The sequence below is a fragment of the Kitasatospora sp. NPDC059673 genome (assembly GCF_042734215.1).
Taxonomy (GTDB): domain Bacteria; phylum Actinomycetota; class Actinomycetes; order Streptomycetales; family Streptomycetaceae; genus Kitasatospora.
This window is the reverse complement of the sequence record NZ_JBHWEN010000030.1, coordinates 15078-30260: the sequence shown is the minus strand read 5'-3', so window position 1 is coordinate 30260 and position 15183 is coordinate 15078. Positions and strand designations below refer to the sequence as shown.

Annotated in this window: 18 protein-coding genes; 6 read left to right on the top strand and 12 right to left on the bottom strand. The window is 72.9% G+C overall.

The window, feature by feature from the left end; genetic code table 11:
* Window positions 1-14 precede the first annotated feature (14 nt).
* The 8 genes from ACFV18_RS28045 to ACFV18_RS28010 form a co-directional block, all read right to left on the bottom strand.
* The gene (locus ACFV18_RS28045) at window positions 15-554 is read right to left on the bottom strand and encodes a hypothetical protein (RefSeq protein ID WP_380487877.1); all 540 of its coding nucleotides are present in this window, start codon (window positions 552-554) and stop codon (window positions 15-17) included.
* Window positions 555-565: 11 nt separating this feature from the next.
* Window positions 566-760 (bottom strand): hypothetical protein, encoded by a 195-nt coding sequence (locus ACFV18_RS28040; protein WP_380487875.1) that lies wholly within the window; start codon window positions 758-760, stop codon window positions 566-568.
* 10 nt (window positions 761-770) lie between these two features.
* A complete protein-coding gene (locus ACFV18_RS28035; protein ID WP_380487874.1) occupies window positions 771-1157 on the bottom strand; it encodes an ATPase in 387 nt (128 codons plus the stop codon).
* Window positions 1158-1159: 2 nt separating this feature from the next.
* Window positions 1160-1297 carry a hypothetical protein gene (locus ACFV18_RS28030; RefSeq protein ID WP_380487872.1) on the bottom strand — a complete coding sequence of 46 codons (138 nt, stop codon included), beginning with the start codon at window positions 1295-1297 and terminating at the stop codon, window positions 1160-1162.
* A 15-nt stretch (window positions 1298-1312) separates the two neighbouring features.
* Window positions 1313-2797, bottom strand: coding sequence for a DUF2637 domain-containing protein (locus tag ACFV18_RS28025; RefSeq protein ID WP_380487870.1), 1485 nt, complete (start codon window positions 2795-2797; stop codon window positions 1313-1315).
* 101 nt (window positions 2798-2898) lie between these two features.
* Window positions 2899-3294, bottom strand: a complete 396-nt coding sequence (locus ACFV18_RS28020; protein WP_380487868.1) for a WhiB family transcriptional regulator — start codon at window positions 3292-3294, stop codon at window positions 2899-2901.
* Complete coding sequence (locus ACFV18_RS28015) at window positions 3294-3545, bottom strand: hypothetical protein (protein WP_380487866.1); 252 nt, start codon at window positions 3543-3545, stop codon at window positions 3294-3296. The genes ACFV18_RS28020 and ACFV18_RS28015 overlap by 1 nt, the downstream gene beginning before the upstream one ends.
* Before the next feature lie 882 nt (window positions 3546-4427).
* Window positions 4428-5207, bottom strand: coding sequence for a GntR family transcriptional regulator (locus tag ACFV18_RS28010; protein WP_380487864.1), 780 nt, complete (start codon window positions 5205-5207; stop codon window positions 4428-4430).
* Between the two features lie 17 nt (window positions 5208-5224).
* Between ACFV18_RS28010 and ACFV18_RS28005 the strand changes: the two genes are divergently transcribed.
* From ACFV18_RS28005 to ACFV18_RS27990, 4 genes are all read left to right on the top strand, one after another.
* Window positions 5225-5695, top strand: coding sequence for an NUDIX hydrolase (locus ACFV18_RS28005; protein WP_380487862.1), 471 nt, complete (start codon window positions 5225-5227; stop codon window positions 5693-5695).
* Between the two features lie 425 nt (window positions 5696-6120).
* Window positions 6121-7170, top strand: coding sequence for a hypothetical protein (locus ACFV18_RS28000; RefSeq protein WP_380487860.1), 1050 nt, complete (start codon window positions 6121-6123; stop codon window positions 7168-7170).
* A gap of 114 nt (window positions 7171-7284) precedes the next feature.
* Window positions 7285-8631, top strand: coding sequence for a dipeptidase (locus ACFV18_RS27995; protein WP_380487858.1), 1347 nt, complete (start codon window positions 7285-7287; stop codon window positions 8629-8631).
* 20 nt (window positions 8632-8651) lie between these two features.
* Window positions 8652-9767, top strand: coding sequence for an aminopeptidase P family protein (locus ACFV18_RS27990; protein ID WP_380487856.1), 1116 nt, complete (start codon window positions 8652-8654; stop codon window positions 9765-9767).
* 94 nt (window positions 9768-9861) lie between these two features.
* Here ACFV18_RS27990 and ACFV18_RS27985 read toward each other — a convergent pair whose 3' ends face one another.
* Entirely contained in the window at window positions 9862-10734 is an 873-nt protein-coding gene (locus ACFV18_RS27985) for a LysR substrate-binding domain-containing protein (RefSeq protein ID WP_380487854.1), read from the bottom strand.
* Window positions 10735-10824: 90 nt separating this feature from the next.
* On the opposite strand from ACFV18_RS27985, the gene ACFV18_RS27980 reads away from it, so the two are divergent.
* The gene (locus ACFV18_RS27980; RefSeq protein WP_380487852.1) at window positions 10825-11196 is read left to right on the top strand and encodes a YybH family protein; all 372 of its coding nucleotides are present in this window, start codon (window positions 10825-10827) and stop codon (window positions 11194-11196) included.
* Window positions 11197-11212: 16 nt separating this feature from the next.
* Here ACFV18_RS27980 and ACFV18_RS27975 read toward each other — a convergent pair whose 3' ends face one another.
* A complete protein-coding gene (locus ACFV18_RS27975; protein ID WP_380487850.1) occupies window positions 11213-11731 on the bottom strand; it encodes a GNAT family N-acetyltransferase in 519 nt (172 codons plus the stop codon).
* A gap of 69 nt (window positions 11732-11800) precedes the next feature.
* Here ACFV18_RS27975 and ACFV18_RS27970 point away from each other — a divergent pair, with 69 nt between their 5' ends.
* Window positions 11801-12583 carry an SURF1 family protein gene (locus tag ACFV18_RS27970; RefSeq protein ID WP_380487849.1) on the top strand — a complete coding sequence of 261 codons (783 nt, stop codon included), beginning with the start codon at window positions 11801-11803 and terminating at the stop codon, window positions 12581-12583.
* Window positions 12584-12608: 25 nt separating this feature from the next.
* Here ACFV18_RS27970 and ACFV18_RS27965 read toward each other — a convergent pair whose 3' ends face one another.
* Together ACFV18_RS27965 and ACFV18_RS27960 are read right to left on the bottom strand one after the other, a co-directional pair.
* On the bottom strand, window positions 12609-13244 hold the full coding sequence (locus ACFV18_RS27965) for a hypothetical protein (protein ID WP_380487848.1): 636 nt from the start codon (window positions 13242-13244) through the stop codon (window positions 12609-12611).
* 33 nt (window positions 13245-13277) lie between these two features.
* Window positions 13278-15101, bottom strand: coding sequence for a prolyl oligopeptidase family serine peptidase (locus ACFV18_RS27960; protein ID WP_380487846.1), 1824 nt, complete (start codon window positions 15099-15101; stop codon window positions 13278-13280).
* Between the last annotated feature and the right edge of the window lie 82 nt (window positions 15102-15183).

The window sequence follows — 15183 nt, the reverse complement described above, 5'->3', positions numbered from 1 at the left end:
CGGTTCCTCCTAGGTCAGTTCTGGGCGGTCTGGTCGGCGGCGGGCGCGGGGATTGGCGTCTTGCTGCGGCGGTAGGACCAGGCGGCCTGCGCGGCGACGGTGCCGACCGCCCACAGCACGGTCAGCACCCGGCCGGGGCCGAACCAGGTCGCGGCGGCCGACCACGCCAGCACGCCGGCGGCGATGGCGATCGAGGGGAACTGGTCGCGGGCGGTGCGGCGCACCGACCAGCGCGGGTGGCGGTAGGCGATCAGCGCCCACCCGGCAGGCATCAGCAGCACCGGCAGGGCGAGGGCGAGGGCCGCGCCGGGCAGCACGAGCGACAGCACGGCGGCGGCGACGAAGAGGCCGACCCCCGCCCACAGCGGCGCCCACGCGAAGCGGCGCTCCCACAGCTCGCGGGCGGCGGCGAGCGCCAACCGGCTGGCCAGCGAGCGGCGGTGGGGCATCACGAGGACCACCGGCGCGCTGCCGTCGCCGAGGTCGAGGACGTGCGCGGCCGGGCCGCCGCGCTGGGAGGGAATGCGGGCCTTGGACATGCGGACCTTGGACACGCCGACCCCTTTCAGGTCGTCAGAGCGGTCGAGGAACGGGACTCCCACTGCTGCTGGAGCTCGACGAACCGCGTCCAGGTGGACGTGCCCGTCTCGCACGGCAGGTCGTTCTCGCAGTCGAGGCAGTCGCCCATGTGCTCGACGGCGGCCTTGAAGGCGTGCATGTAGTCGATGAACAGCTGGTCGGTGGGTCGGGCGGACGGCATGAGGGCTCCTTCAGCGCTCCACGACCGGCTTGGCCAGGTCGCGGTGCTCCAGGTGGACGGGGATGCCGGTCTTGCCGAGCCGGTCGGCGAGGGCCATGGCGACGGTGGCGGCGCGGTGCCGGCCGCCCGCGCAGCCGACCGCGATGGTCAGCGGCGCGTCGACGGGGCCGACGTCGTAGGCGTCCACGAGCAGGCTCGCGGCGCAGATCAGCTCGCGGACGCCCGGCGTGGCCAGGACGGCCTGACGGACCGGCAGGTCGTTGGCGTCCATGTAGCGCAGGGCGGGTGACACGTGCGGGTCGCGGAAGTGCTTGGTCAGGTTCAGCACCAGGTGCGCGAGCGGCGGGTCGCCGTGCAGGTAGCCGAACGAGACGACGTTGATCGCGGACGCGCCCATGATCAGATCTCGTCGCAGCGGGCGCCGTAGCAGTCTCCGCACAGCGGGATCAGCCACACCTCGTCGTTGACGTCCGCCGCGTACGGGTCGGCGACGACCTCGACGTCCGGCTTGGCGATGTTGCAGAAGTGGCACTTCATGCGTGTTTCTCCTGTTCAGGGGCGGTAGCCGTGGTGGAGGAGTTCGACAGCGTCGGCGCGCCGCTGGGACGCGGTGGCGAGGGAGACGTCGAGGGCCTCGGTGATGGTCTGGAGGGTGACGGCCTCGGGGTCGCCGCCGGCGGCGAGGATCATCCGGGCGACGCGGCGGGCGCCGCGGGCGGCGGGGGTGAGCTTCGCGGCGTCCTCGGCTTCGACGGCGCGGAGTTCGATTTCGGCGGCACGCTCGCGTGCTTCGGCGGCGAGCAGGAGGGTCGCGTTCGCGGCCTGTTCGTGCTCGGCGCGGTCGCGCTTCGCGGCGGCGGTGTCGCGCTCGGCTTCGGCCGTGCGGCGCGCTGCTTCGGCGGCGTCGGCCTCGGTTTCGGTGGCGAGCTTGGCGGTTTCGGCGGCGCGCAGGCGGAGGGTCTGGGCGGCGTCCTCGTTCTCCGCCTTTGCCTTCTCGTGGGCTGCTGCGCGGGCTTCGGTTTCGGTGGTGCGCTCGCGTGCTTCGGCGGCGGCCTTCTCCGTTTCAGCGGCGAGCTTCGCCGTTTCGGCGGCGCGCAGGCGGGCGTCGGCGGCCTCCTGTTCGGTGGCCGCGGCGGCGAGTTCCTCGGTCGCGTGGTCGAGGCGTTCGGCGGCTTCGGCTTCACGGCCGGCGGCAAGGGCCCGGGCGTGGGCGTGGGCCTTGGCGGTCGCGGTCTCCGCGCCGACCTCGTACCCGGCGGCCTCGATACGGCCGGCGGTGCGGAGCTTGGTGATCTCGACCTCGGCGGCCCGGGCCTCGGCCCGCACGGCTGCCTCGGCTTCGAACGCGGCGGTGCGCTCGGCCCGCAGGCGGGCGGCCTCGTCGGCCTCCTGCGGCAGGGCGAGGGCCTCCTCCACACTCAGCCCGTACTTCTTCATCACCAGGGGAAGCAGCAGGTCGGCGGGCGCGTTCTTCAGGTTCTTGCCGTGGTCGCGCTCCAGCATCACCTCGTAGACGGTGTGCTCACGCTCCAGCGCGACAGCCTGGTCGTAGGAGTCGATGCCCCGCAGGCGCATGCGCCGGTACATGGCGAACGACGGCCCCGGGGCGAGGATCCAGCGGTGGAGCGGGACGCCGTCGCGCTGGTGGCCGGCCTCGATCCGGGTGATCCGGATGACCAGGCGGCGCCCGGCCTCGACCACGGCGACGAACATGACCGGGATGACCGCGTGCATCGCCGTGCCGGTCGGATTCCCCAGCAGCGGACCGGCCGAGGCGGCGTTGAAGTAGATCGTGGCGGCGGTGAAACCGTGGGCGAGCAGCCTGAGCATCGGCCACGGCGTGCCCTTGCGGATCAGGTGCAGATCCATCGCCAGCAGCGCGACGATGCCGGCGTCCACGCCGACGGGGAAGGCGTAGCTGAAGTCCCCGAAGCCGTGCCTGAAACCGAGGTCGCGCAGCGCGGTGTAGGAGCCGGTGAAGCCGATCCCGGCGAGGGCCGCGCCGCCGAGTGCGGCGAGGATCGTCAGGCCCAGCATGAGCCTGCCCGAAGCCGCCGACCGCGCGGTCGAAGCGGCGGGGCGCGTCGCCGAAGCGGACGCGGCCGGGGCCGAAATGCCGAACGGCACGGCCGAGGCGCTCACGCGGCACCCCCGATCCCGGCGGCCTCGCGCTCGGCGCGGCGCCGGTGGGCCCGCTGGTTCTCCGTCCGGCGCTTGAGCTTGGCGCGCTCGTCGGCGGTCAGCCCACCGAAGATGCCCGCCGGCTCGCCCCGCTCCAGCGCGCCGGCCAGGCACAACTGCCGCACCGGGCACCCGGCGCAGATCATCTTCGCCCGACGCTCCGCGAATTCGAACACGCATTCCCATTCGGGGCGGTCCGGGTCGGGCTCGGGGAAGAACAGGTCCGGGTCGAGGCCCTTGCACGCGGCGCCGGTCAGGTCGCCCTCGGCGGGCGGCGCCACCACCGCGACGGCGGCGACGTGCGGGCGGCGGGTACCGCGCAGGCTGCGGCGGTGCAGGCGGGCGCGGGCCATCACGCGACCGCCTTCCAGGCCAGCACCCGGCGGCGCTCGGCCCCGGCGCGCATCAACCGGCGGGCGACTCCCCGGGCAGCGAGGTCCAGCTCCCGCTCGACCTCGCGGGCCACGTCCAGGCGGGCCCGCTCCTCCTCCGGGCTCTCGCCCGGCACGCCGGCGAACAGCTCGGCGTCCACGCCGACGCCGAGCGCCAACTCTCGCAACTCCTCGGCCCCAAGGGCCTCCTGTCCTGCGACAATCGTCTTCACGGCCTTACCTCTTCGGGTTGTAGGTGGGGCCCAGGAGCCGCCGCGCGATCCTTGGCCGGGTGCGCGGCGGCCCCGATTCGGGCCTGGACCACTCGTCACGTCCACGAGCGGCCGCGGCGCTCGACGCACATCCGCCACCCACGCGGGGCGGGAGTTGCGCGCCGGGCACCGTGATCACTGGTGTGCGATCAGAAGCAGTGAGCCCCGCCCGCGATCAGCGGCGGGGCCGAATATGTCGGCGAACCTGCACGGCTCAACCTCCGTCGGAACAGCCCTGTATGGGCCAGAGATGGGGTGCCCGGCCAACGGGCGTCAGGACTCTCGGGCCTGGTCCGGTGCTTCCTCTCTGCTCAGCACGAGCAGGGCGGCGCACCCTCGGGTGCTGCATGGCTTGCTGCCGCCGGCGACGTCACCCGGTCGCCTCGGGGGCGGTCTGTCTCATCCCGCCACATGCATTGAGCCGACGCTGTCTCCCGGATCTCCAGCCAGCCGTACGAATCGTCCTGGCCAGAGTCCGTCTCGGTCCCCGCGCCCGCCGAAGCGGGCGCCGCGCCACTGCGTAGGGGGAGGGCGCCGTGCGTCGCAGCGGTTCACCCCCGGTTTCTCAACCTAGGCGCTTACTGCGACCGTCACCCTCGCGCCGGTCTCGCATGATCACTCTTCAGTTCTCAAGCAACAGCGCTCACTTCGAACGGGTCTCACCCCGCCCTCCGGGCGCATTTGCGCAGCTGAGACAGGCCCAAGTGGGCACAGCTCCGCTACATGAGCCTTGCTCCGTCACTCATGTACAGGAGTGACATGCAGAAGACTGCACCACTCCTGTACATGAGTCAACCCGCCACGAAAAAATCTCTTCGCGGCGGGTTGTTGCCTAACGGAGCGTCAGTCTCGGGCGGGGAAGCGGTAGTCCAGAACGAACTGGTCAGCCGCCATGACGGTGTCGCACACCTCCACCACCACGCCGTCAGCAGTGATGGCGTTCCTGACCAGGTCGATGACCGGTGCACCCGGACTCAGGGCGAGCGCGGACGACTCGGCCTTGCTCGCCAAGCGGGCACGGACCGTCTCGGTGAACTCGGCGAGGACGTGGCCGTGTTCTTCGAGGCGGGCGTAGATCCCGCCGCCACCGGGGTTCTCCGCAAACACCTCCGGGATCTCCTTGACCACCTCCCAGGGCAGGTAGGACGTGGCCTCCTCCGTCGGAACGCCGTCCCGGAAGTACCGGCGCCGGCGAACGAGCACCTTCGCACCCGGCAACACACCCAGGCGTTCGGCAATCTCGGCCGGCGCATCGGCCGGCCCCACGAACAGCACGGTCACCGACGGCGTGCCGCCCGACTGCTCCGCCTCGGCGAGGTATGCAGCCTTGCCGGCCGCACGGTGGGCCCGGCGGAACCGGTCCGACGATTTCCGCTGCACCGGAGGCCGGGAGCGAACGAACGAACCACGGCCGTGATGGGTCTCAATGAGCTGAGCGGCCCTCAGTTCCGCCACGGCCTTGCGCACCGTGCCCGATGCCACCTTGTAGTCCTTCATAAGCTCGGCTTCGCTCGGGACCGGAGCCCCCGGAGCGAGCGTCCCGGACCTGATCCTTGCCGCGAGGTCATCCGCGATCTGCAGATACTTCGCCTTGGCCGATGCGGCCATATCGCTACTCGCCATGGTCCTTCTCGTCTCCTATGCTCATGTACATGAGTAGCAGCAGCCAGGAAAGCCCGTCAACGCCGCTCCACTCCGTATCGGTAGCCGGAGCGGTAGTACGTGAGGACGGCCGGGTTCTGGTCATCCAGCGCGCCGACAACGGCGCCTGGCAGCCGCCGGGTGGAGTGCTCGAACTCGGTGAATCGGTTGAGGACGGCGTCCGCAGGGAGGTCTTTGAGGAAACCGGGGTGTGGGTCCGACCCGAATGCCTGACCGGCGTTTACAAGAACATGAGTCGCGGGGTTGTGGCACTGGTATTCCGCTGCACAGTCGAGAACGGCGAGGCTCGCCCCACCGAGGAAGCCGTCGCTGTCGATTGGTTCACCTCCGAGGAAGTTCGTCAGAACGTGTCCGAAGTGTTCGCCGTGCGCATCCTCGACGCCTTGGACCCCAGCCGCGGAGGAGAACCCCGAATCCGCTCTCACGACGGCCACCGGCTGATCGCCTAGGAAGCCCACCCGGGCCGCCACCGCGCGCGCCGGCTTTCTACGGCCCATTGGGAGAATCCCGGGAGAAGATCTTGAGATCCAACGGCGCGTTGGCCTCCCAGCCCCAACGATGACCAACGCTGTGACCTGCACCGATCTCGATTCGCACTGGTCCCGAGCCTCCCCGGACCTCATTCGGGACGAAGAGGCCGTGGGTTCAAATCCCGCTACCCCGACCGAGCAGTGAGGGCCGCATCGGAGAAATCCGGTGCGGCCCTCACTCGTTGTGGGGCTCTGAGGGTTCGGGCGTCACCTGTGTCGGGTCGGGCCGTTGTGATGGCATGAGTGTGTTTGCGATGACACAGCCGTTCCCAGGCGGGCCGGGGCCGATCAGCGTTCCGGTGTTCTGTTCGGGGTACTGGCTCAGGCCCGGGTACATGCAGCGGGTGGACGACGAGCAGTGGGATCTGCGGGTGCCGGCCGGGCAGTTGGCGGGGCTGGGTGGGGCGGTGGATGCGGCTGAGCGGTTGGGGGCGCGGCGGGAGTTGCTGGTGAGTCCGCAGAATGCGGCGCGGGCGCATCTGTTGCGGGAGTGTCCGGAGTTGTTCGGGATCGTCGGGCGGGTGGTGCTCGGGGTGGATGAGCGGCTGTGGCGGGCGGAGCCGGACTGGGGCGGGTGCAGTGTCGAGCTGTCGGGGATCGAGTGCATCGACGGGTTCCAGACGCTGGGGCTGCTCGCGCAGGGTGCGGCCGAGCTGTCGGTCGAGCATCTGGACCGGGCTGTGCTGGATGTGCGGGTCGTCAGTGGTGCGGCGCGCGATCTCGCCCGGGCGGCGCACGACCAGGCGCACCGGCATCACAATCCGACGGCCGCGCAGGATCTGCTGCTGCGTCATCCGGTGATGCGCAGGCTGGTGCGGCAGTTCGAGCGCGACGGTATTCCGTTCCGGTTGCGGCGCGGTGAGCGGCGAGGTCCCAGCCGGGAGGGGTACGCGGTGGACGAGGCGACCACCGCGTTGGCGTTCTTCCTGGCCGGGGGCGAACCGGCGCTCGCCTTCCAGACGTTGACGCCGGAGGGCCGGGAGGAGATCTGGCGGGATCCGTCGGGGCCGAAGTTCCGGGCGTTGTTCGGCGCGCACACGGAGGCGACGGGGGTGCGGATCGCGATCACGTTCCGGCGGGCGATCCTGCGGGAGTTGGAGGGGTTGTTCGGCGAGCGGTCGGCGCATCATTGGCATCTGTTGGCGGATGCGCCGGATCTGGTGGTGTGGGCGGTCGCCCGCGAGCTCCCGCTCGGCGCGCTGCACCGCGACCCGGCGGATCCGTCGGCGCCGGAGTGGGAGCGGATCCTCGACCATCGGGTGCCCGTGCTGACCAGGTTGACCGCCGAGCGGCTGGTCGCCGCGTACCGGGGCTTGCGGGCGCGGGTGTACCGGCGGGACGAGGTCGAGAAGTTGGAGTGGTGGGTGCGCATCCTGGGCGGCGCGACGGCGTGATCTCGCGCGCGGGCGTGCAGATGAACAAGGGAAGGCGTGATCTCGCGCGCGGGGCCGCGTGGCGGGGCATGATCGGTGGGGTTGTGCCGGTGCTGCGGAGAAGGGACGTGCGTGGTGGGTGAGTTGGGCGAGCGGGTGGCCGCTTTGATGGGGCGGGCCCGGGAGGATCTGGCGGAGCTGGTGGCGATTCCCTCGGTGGCGGATCCGCGGCAGCAGCCGCCGGAACGCTGCCGGGAGGCCGCGGAGTGGGTGGCCGCGGCGTTCGCGGGGGTGGGGCTGCGGGATGTGCGGCTGGTGGAGACGCCGGACGGGAGTTTCGCGGTGCTGGGGCACCGTCCGCCGCCGCCGGGGGCTCCGACGGTGCTCCTGTACTGCCATTACGACGTGCAGCCGCCACTGGGCGACGAGGCGTGGGTGTCGCCGCCGTTCGAGCTGACGGAGCGGGACGGGCGGTGGTACGGACGGGGGGCGGCGGACTGCAAGGGCAATGTGGTGATGAACCTGACCGCGTTGCGGGCGCTCGGGGACGAGTTGCCGGTGGGGCTGAAGCTGGTGGTCGAGGGGTCGGAGGAGCAGGGGACGGGCGGCCTGGAGGCGTATCTGGCGCAGCATCCGGAGGAGTTGCACGCCGATGCGCTGCTGATCTGCGACACCGGCAACGCGGCGGTGGGGGTGCCGACGGCGACCGTCTCGTTGCGCGGGATGGCGAACGTGGTGGTGACGGTGCGGACGCTGGAGTCGGATCTGCACTCGGGGATGTTCGGCGGCCCGGCCCCGGACGCCCTGGCGGCGCTGATCCGGATCCTGGACTCCTTGCGCGACGCCGACGGCGGGACGCGGGTGGAGGGCCTGTCGGCGGACGGCGTCTGGGAGGGCGCGGGGTTCGACGAGCAGCAGTTCCGGTCGGACGCGGGGGTGCTGGACGGGGTCGCGCTGATGGGGTCGGGGACGGTCGCGGACCGGCTGTGGGCCCGTCCGGCGGTGACGGTGCTGGGCATCGACTGTCCGCCGGTGGTGGGTTCGGCTTCGGCGGTGCCCGCTGAGGCGCGGGCCCGGGTGAGTCTGCGGGTGCCGCCGGGGATGGATCCGGAGGCGGCGCAGCAGGCGCTCACGGCGCATCTGGTGAAGGCCGCGCCGTGGGGTGCGCGGGTGTCGGTGGAGCCGGAGTCGAAGGGTTCGCCGTTCCGGGCCGCGACGGACGGGAAGGCGTACGCGGCGCTGGACCGGGCGGCGCGGGAGGCGTACGGCCGGCCGTTGTCGTTCCTCGGGCAGGGCGGTTCGATTCCGCTGTGCAGTGCTCTTGCCGCGCAGTACCCGGAGTCGGAGATCATCCTGATGGGTGTGGAGGAGCCGCGTTCGCTCATCCACGCGCCCAACGAGAGCGTCGACCCGGGCGAGATCGAGCACATGGCCCTGGTCGAGGCGCTGTTCCTGCGTCACTACGCGGCCGCCGGCCGCTGACCCCGAGGGAGGGGATCCTGATGCCCGAGCCGTTCACCACGGCCGATTTCCAGGCCCGGATGGCCCGTGCCGCGACGGCCGCCGCCGATGCGGGTCTGGCGGGGCTGGTCGTCACGCCCGGCCCGGACCTGACGTACCTGACGGGGTATCTCCCGGTGAACACCGAGCGGCTGACCGCGCTGGTGGTGGCGCCGGGTGCCGAGCCGGTGCTGCTGGTGCCGAGGCTGGAGCGTCCGGACGCGGAGCGGGCGGCGGGTGCGGAGGCCGTCCGGATGGCCGACTGGATCGACGGCCAGGACCCGTTCGCGGTGCTGGCGCCGAGCATGGACCCGGCCGGCCGGTACGGGATCTCGGACAACGCCTGGGCGATGCACCTGCTGGGCCTCCAGGAGGCGCTGCCGGGTACCTCGTACGCCTCGCTGACGGCGGTGCTGCCGATGCTGCGGGCGGTGAAGGAGCCGGACGAGCTGGCCCGGCTGGCGGCGGCGGGTGCGGCGGCGGACCTGACGTACGGGGCGATCCTGGGCGTGCCGTTCGCGGGGCGCACCGAGCGCGAGGTGGCCTCCGACCTGGCGGCGTTGCTGCTCGAGCACGGGCACAGCCAGGTGGATTTCACGGTGGTGGGTTCCGGCCCGAACGGGGCGAATCCGCACCACGAGGCCGGGGAGCGGGTGATCGAGCGCGGTGACACGGTGGTGCTGGACTTCGGCGGGCTGAAGGACGGCTACGGCTCGGACACCACCCGCACGGTGTTCGTCGGCACCGAGCCGCCCGAGGAGGTGCAGAAGGTCCACGACCTGGTGCGGCGGGCCCAGCAGGCCGCGTTCGACGCGGTGGCGCCCGGGGTGAGCTGCCAGGAGATCGACCGGGTGGCCCGGGCGGTGATCACCGAGGGCGGGTACGGCGAGTACTTCATCCACCGCACCGGGCACGGCATCGGGCTGACCACGCACGAGCCGCCGTACATGATCGAGGGCGAGACCCGGCCGCTGGTGCCGGGGATGTGCTTCTCCATCGAGCCGGGCGTCTACCTGCCGGGCCGGTTCGGCGTCCGGATCGAGGACATCGTGACGGTCACGGAGACCGGTGGCCTGCGGTTCAACGGGACGCCGCACGAGTTGGCGTTCGTGAACTGACGGCCGCCCGCCGGGCGTTCAGCGGTTGAACGCCCGGCGCAGTTCGACGGAACGGTCAGCGGCTGAACGCCCGGCGGGGCGCGGCCGGCCGCCGTCAGCGGCTGAACGCCCGGCGCAGTTCGGCGAGCAGCGCGCGCAGCGCCGGGGCGGGGCCGGGGCGGGAGACCAGGGCGAGCAGGCCCGGGGTGGTGAGGTCGGTGACGGCGACCGGCAGCAGGGCGGGGAAGGCCTCGGCCATGGACCGGCTGAGCACGGCGACGCCGAGGCCGCGGGTGGCGAGGTCGGCGATCGCGGGGGCGGCGGAGGCCTGCAGGGCGATCCGTGGGGTGAGGCCGGCGGCGGCGCAGTCGCGGTCGAGGACGGTGCGCACGCCGGTGCCGGGTGGCAGGCAGATCAGCGGGTGGGCGAGCAGTTCGGCGAGTGTGACGTCGCGGCCGGCCAGTGGGTGGCCGGGCGGGACGGCGGCGACCAGGGGTTCGCTGATCAGGGTGTGTGCGTCCAGGCCGTCGGGGGTGGTGCCGGCGCAGCCGATCAGTGCGAGGTCGAGGGCGCCGGCCCGGACGGCTTCGGCAAGGTGGTCGGAGTCGGCTTCCAGCAGGGCGAGTTCGACGCCGGGGTGGGCCCGGTGGAAGGCGGCGAGGCCGTCGAAGAGCGGGGTGAGGGTGCAGCCGGCCACCATGCCGACGGTGAGGCTGCCCCGGATCAGGTCGCTGACCTCGCCGACCGCCTGGCCGACGGCGCGGGCGGCGGCCACCGCCTGCCGGGCGTGTTCGAGGGCGGCCTTGCCGGCCACGGTGAGGGTGACGGTGCGGGCCGAGCGGTCGAAGAGTTCGGCGCCGAGTTCGCGTTCCAGTTGCCGGATCTGGGCGCTGACCCCGGACTGGCTGATGTGCACCCGCTCGGCGGCGCGGGTGAAGTTGCGCTCCTCGGCGACGGCGAGGAAGTACTCCAGCTGCCTCAGTTCCATGACCACAGATTCTAGTTCCGAGCAGAACCAGCTGTTGGACTTCTGATCGGCCGGACGGGAGGCTGGGAGCACGAGGACGAGGAGGCTGTGATGAGCGAGTACGAGAAGGCGATGCGCCCCGAGGACCTGACCCGGCTGTTCGTGGAGCGCTCCAACGCGGGCGACGCCGCCGGGGTCGCCGCGCTGTACGAGGAGCACGCCGTGATGGCTTACCCGCCGGGGGAGTTCACGGTCGGCCGGGAGGCGATCCGGGCGCTGTGGGAGCGGGTGCTGGCGCACCGCCCGCGGTTCACCCCGGAGCCGCCGCTGCCGACGCTGGCCGCGGACGGCATCGCGCTGACCGCCACCCCGCCGAAGGACGGCGCCGGGGCCCGCGCCCAGGTGGTGCGGCAGCAGCCGGACGGCAGCTGGCTGCGGCTGCTCGACCAGCCCGAGTTCCTCCGGCCGGGCGCCGACGCCTGAGCAAGCAGCGGCCCGTTCAGGCGATGAGCTGCTTGTAGTAGTACGTGGTGTCGGCCAGGACGCCGTCCGGCGTGGCGGCATGGCCGGGGACGGTGCCGAAGGCCGTCCAGCCGGCGGAGCGGTAGAGGTGTTCGGCGGCGCTGCCGGTCTGGGTGTCGAGCAGCAGCAGGGTGACGCCGGTGTCGCGGGCGGCCTGCTCGGCGGTGGCCAGCAGCCGCCGCCCCAGGCCCGCGCCACGGGCGTCGCGGTGCACCAGCAGCTTGGCGACCTCGGCGCGGTGCGAGCCGTTCGGCCGGCTCTCGCGGACCAGGGCCACGGTGCCCAGCACGCGGCCGCCGGGGCCGGTCGCCGTCCACAGCAGCCGGGTGCCGTCCGCGACGGACGGGCACAGGGTGCGCCGCCAGGCGACCGCCTCCTCGCGGCGGGTGCCGGCCAGGAAGCCGACCGAGGCGCCGTCGTCCACGGCGTCCAGCAGCAGATCGGCGAGCGCCTCGCAGTGGGCGGGGAGGTTGTCGGCGGTCAGTGGGCTGATCACGGCGGTCACCCTACGGTGCGGCGGCACCCGGCGGTCGGGGCGGGTGTCAGGAATGGTTACCGTGGTGGGGTGTACCGGTTCCTGTTCAGCCCGCGGTGGCTCGTCGGCACGGTCGTCGCGGTGGCGGCGATCGGGGTCTGTCTGATGCTGGGCTCCTGGCAGTTGGGCCGGTTCGAGAACCGGGTCTCGACGCACAAGGAGATCGACAAGGCGGCCGCCTCGGCGGCCCAGGCGCAGCCCAGTCCGCTGGCGGAGGTGCTGCCGGAGGCCGCCTCGAAGGTCGGCACCGACACCCTCGGGCGGACGGTGAACGTCACGGGCTCGTACGACGCCGCGCACCAGCTGCTGGTGCCGAACCGCACGGTGGACGGCCGGCTGGGCTACTACGTGCTCACCCCGCTGCTCACCGACGGCGGCCGGGCGGTACCGGTGGTGCGCGGCTGGGCGGAGGGCTCCCCGAAGGCGGCGCCGGAGGTTCCGTCCGGGCAGGTCAGCGTGACGGGTCGGCTGCAGGCGCCGGAGAACAGCGGCAGCGGCGGCGCGGTGGCGGGCGGTCTGCCGGCCGGGCAGCTGGGCACGATCAGCCCGGCGACGCTGGTGAACGTGCTGCCGTACCCGCTGTACGACGGCTGGGTGGCGGCGGACGACGTCCCGGCGGGGCTGACGGCGGTGCCGACGGTGCAGCCGCAGGGCGGCGACGGGCTGAGCCTGCGGGCGTTCCAGAACCTGGGCTACACCTTGGAGTGGTTCGTCTTCGCCGGGTTCGTGGTCTTCATGTGGTTCCGGCTGGTGCGCCGCGAGGCGGAGGCCGCCCAGGACCGGGCCCTCGGACTGGACCCGGCCCTGGACTGACCGCCGACCGGCTACTGGCGCCCCGTCAGCGCGTCCCCGACCGCGACGCGCTCGGCGAGGCCGGGGCCGGGGCCGAGGGCGAGGGCGAGGAGAGCGCGGACGGCGAGGCCGAGGCCCCGGCGGACGGCGACCCGCTCGGACAGGGCACCGGCGGGGCGGCGGCGCTCGGCGCGGCGGACCCGCTCGGCGAGGCCGAGGGCGAGCCGCCGACGGGGCTCGCGGGCGGCAACGCGTTCGGGGTGGCGCAGTCGGCGCCGAAGTCGCCGAAGCCCGGCGCGGGCGACGGGTTTCCGCACTCGTCGACGTAGTCGTCGCTGCGGCTGGAGCCCGGCCGGTGGTGGTAGTGGTGCACCACCTTGGTGCCGCCGCCCCCCGAGTACGGCGAGATGCCGGACCCCTTCTTGGAGCCGCTCGACCCGCCGGACCCGCTCGACCCGCTGGAGCCGCTCGACCCGCCGGACCCGCTCGACCCGCTGGAGCCCTTGGAGCCGCGGCTGCCGCTCTTGCCCTTGGCGAGGACCCGCAGGTCGATGCCGGTGTCCGCCTTGGCGGGGGCGGCGGCCTCCACGCAGTCGTACTTCTGATTGTTCGACGAGCAGCCGGCCAAGGTCAGCACGATCGTGCCGACCGCGGCAGCGGCCAGCGCGGCGCGTCCACCCATCGGTTGTCCCCCCGGTCGGCCGGGTCTACCGGGTCACCGGACAGTGCCGGGGGCCAGGTGTCGCCGGACGAAGTCGATCTCCAAGCGAAGCTGCTTGATCCGCTCGTCGACGACCAGCGAACCGTGCCCGGCATCGTAGCGGTACACCTCGTGGACCTTGCCGAGCTCCTCCAGCCGCTGCACGTAGTTGTCGATCTGCCGGATCGGGCAGCGCGGGTCGTTGACGCCGGCGCTGATGTAGACCGGGGCCTTGACCTGCTCGACGTACGACAGCGGCGAGGAGGCGTGCCAGCGCTCGGGGACGTCCTCGGGGGTGCCGCCGAACAGCGTGCGGTCCAGCGACTTCAGCGCCTCCATCTCGTCCGCGTACGCGGTGAGGTAGTCGGCGACCGGGACGGCGGCCAGGCCGAGCGTCCACCGGTCGGGCTGGGTGCCGAGGCCGAGCAGGGTCAGGTAGCCGCCCCAGGAGCCGCCGGACAGCACCAGCCGGTCCGGGTCGGCCAGGCCGGAGGAGACCGCCCAGTCGCGGACCGCGCCGATGTCCTCCAGCTCGATCAGGCCGACGCGTTCGGTGAGCGCGTCGGTCCAGGCCTGACCGTAGCCGGTGGAACCCCGGTAGTTGACCCGGACCACCGCGAAGCCGTGGTCGAGCCAGGCGGCGGGGCCGGCCGCGAAGGAGTCGCTGTCGTGGTGGGTGGGGCCGCCGTGCACCTCGAACACCGTCGGGAACGGGCCCTCGCCGGTGGGCCGCTGCACCAGGGCGTGCACCCGGCCACCGGGGCCGTCCACCCAGACGTCCTCGACCGCCACCGAGCCGGGCGGCACCGGGCCGGGCGCGCGCAGCACCACGGTGCCGGCCGTGGAGCGCACCGCCGACGGTTCGGCGGCCGAGGACCACAGGAACTCCACGGTGCCGTCGGGCCGGGCGGTGGCCCCGGCGACGGTGCCGCGCGGGGTGTCCAGCCGGGTCAGCTCGCCGGTCTCCAGCTGGTAGGAGAACAGCTCGGAGCGGGCCTCGTACTCGTGCTCGATGAGCAGCGAGCGGGCGTCGGGCCGCCACTGCGCGGACAGGTCGCCGGGGAACGGCCGGCCCTGCTCGTCGCGCAGGGTCAGCTCGGTCTCGGTGCCGGTGGCGACGTCCCACAGCATCGGCTCCCAGCGGCCGGTGCGCTGGTGGGCGACCAGCAGCCGGGTGTCGCCGGCGGCGGGCGCGAAGCCCAGGCAGGACACGCCGCGCGGCTCGGCGTGGCCGGTGACCTCGTCGAGCTGGGCGACGGTGGCGCCGTCGGACAGCCGCAGCACCCGGATCGCCCCGTGCATGGCGTCGCCGTGCTCGGTGTGGTCGACGGCCAGCAGGGTGCTGTCGTGGGACAGGTCGCCGACGCCGCCGTACTCGGCGTGGTGGTAGACCACCTCGGGCTCGGTGGCGCCGGGGCGGCGCAGGTACAGGGTGGTGCCCTCGTCGTCGGTGGAGGTGCCGACCACCACGGTGCCGTCGCGGCCGAGCGCCAGACCCGCCTCGTAGGCGGCGGGCACGCCCGGCACGGCCTCCTGGTCGGGGCCGCCGGCGAACGGCTGGCGGCGCCAGACGCCGAACTCGTCGCCGTCGGTGTCGTCGAACCACCAGATCCACTGGCCGTCCGGGCTGAGTTCGGCGTCCGTGGTGCCGTTCGGACGGTCGGTGACGCGGCGGTGCTCGTCGGTGGCGCGGTCCCACGCGTAGACCTCGTAGGTGCCCGTCGCGTTGGACACGTACAGCGCCCGGTCGGGTGCCTCGTCCGCCCAGTCGGGCAGCGAGACCCGCGCTGCCCGGAACCGCTGCTCCCACGCCGGCACGACGTTCGTCTGCTCGTTCATACCCTCATCCAACCCGATTCCGGGCGGTGATCGGAACGGCGGGCAGCGAACGGTGGGGACACGAAACGGCTGCGGTGCGGCT

Bases quoted from the DNA above. Each gene is read 5' to 3' on its own strand.
- ACFV18_RS28040 (WP_380487875.1), bottom strand. From the start codon at position 760: ATGCCGTCCGCCCGACCCACCGACCAGCTGTTCATCGACTACATGCAC.
- ACFV18_RS28035 (WP_380487874.1), bottom strand. From the start codon at position 1,157: ATGGGCGCGTCCGCGATCAACGTCGTCTCGTTCGGCTACCTGCACGGC.
- ACFV18_RS28030 (WP_380487872.1), bottom strand. From the start codon at position 1,297: ATGAAGTGCCACTTCTGCAACATCGCCAAGCCGGACGTCGAGGTCGTC.
- ACFV18_RS28025 (WP_380487870.1), bottom strand. From the start codon at position 2,797: ATGCTGGGCCTGACGATCCTCGCCGCACTCGGCGGCGCGGCCCTCGCC.
- ACFV18_RS28020 (WP_380487868.1), bottom strand. From the start codon at position 3,294: ATGGCCCGCGCCCGCCTGCACCGCCGCAGCCTGCGCGGTACCCGCCGC.
- ACFV18_RS28010 (WP_380487864.1), bottom strand. From the start codon at position 5,207: ATGGCGAGTAGCGATATGGCCGCATCGGCCAAGGCGAAGTATCTGCAG.
- ACFV18_RS28005 (WP_380487862.1), top strand. From the start codon at position 5,225: ATGCTCATGTACATGAGTAGCAGCAGCCAGGAAAGCCCGTCAACGCCG.
- ACFV18_RS27990 (WP_380487856.1), top strand. From the start codon at position 8,652: ATGCCCGAGCCGTTCACCACGGCCGATTTCCAGGCCCGGATGGCCCGT.
- ACFV18_RS27985 (WP_380487854.1), bottom strand. From the start codon at position 10,734: ATGGAACTGAGGCAGCTGGAGTACTTCCTCGCCGTCGCCGAGGAGCGC.
- ACFV18_RS27980 (WP_380487852.1), top strand. From the start codon at position 10,825: ATGAGCGAGTACGAGAAGGCGATGCGCCCCGAGGACCTGACCCGGCTG.
- ACFV18_RS27965 (WP_380487848.1), bottom strand. From the start codon at position 13,244: ATGGGTGGACGCGCCGCGCTGGCCGCTGCCGCGGTCGGCACGATCGTG.
- ACFV18_RS27960 (WP_380487846.1), bottom strand. From the start codon at position 15,101: ATGAACGAGCAGACGAACGTCGTGCCGGCGTGGGAGCAGCGGTTCCGG.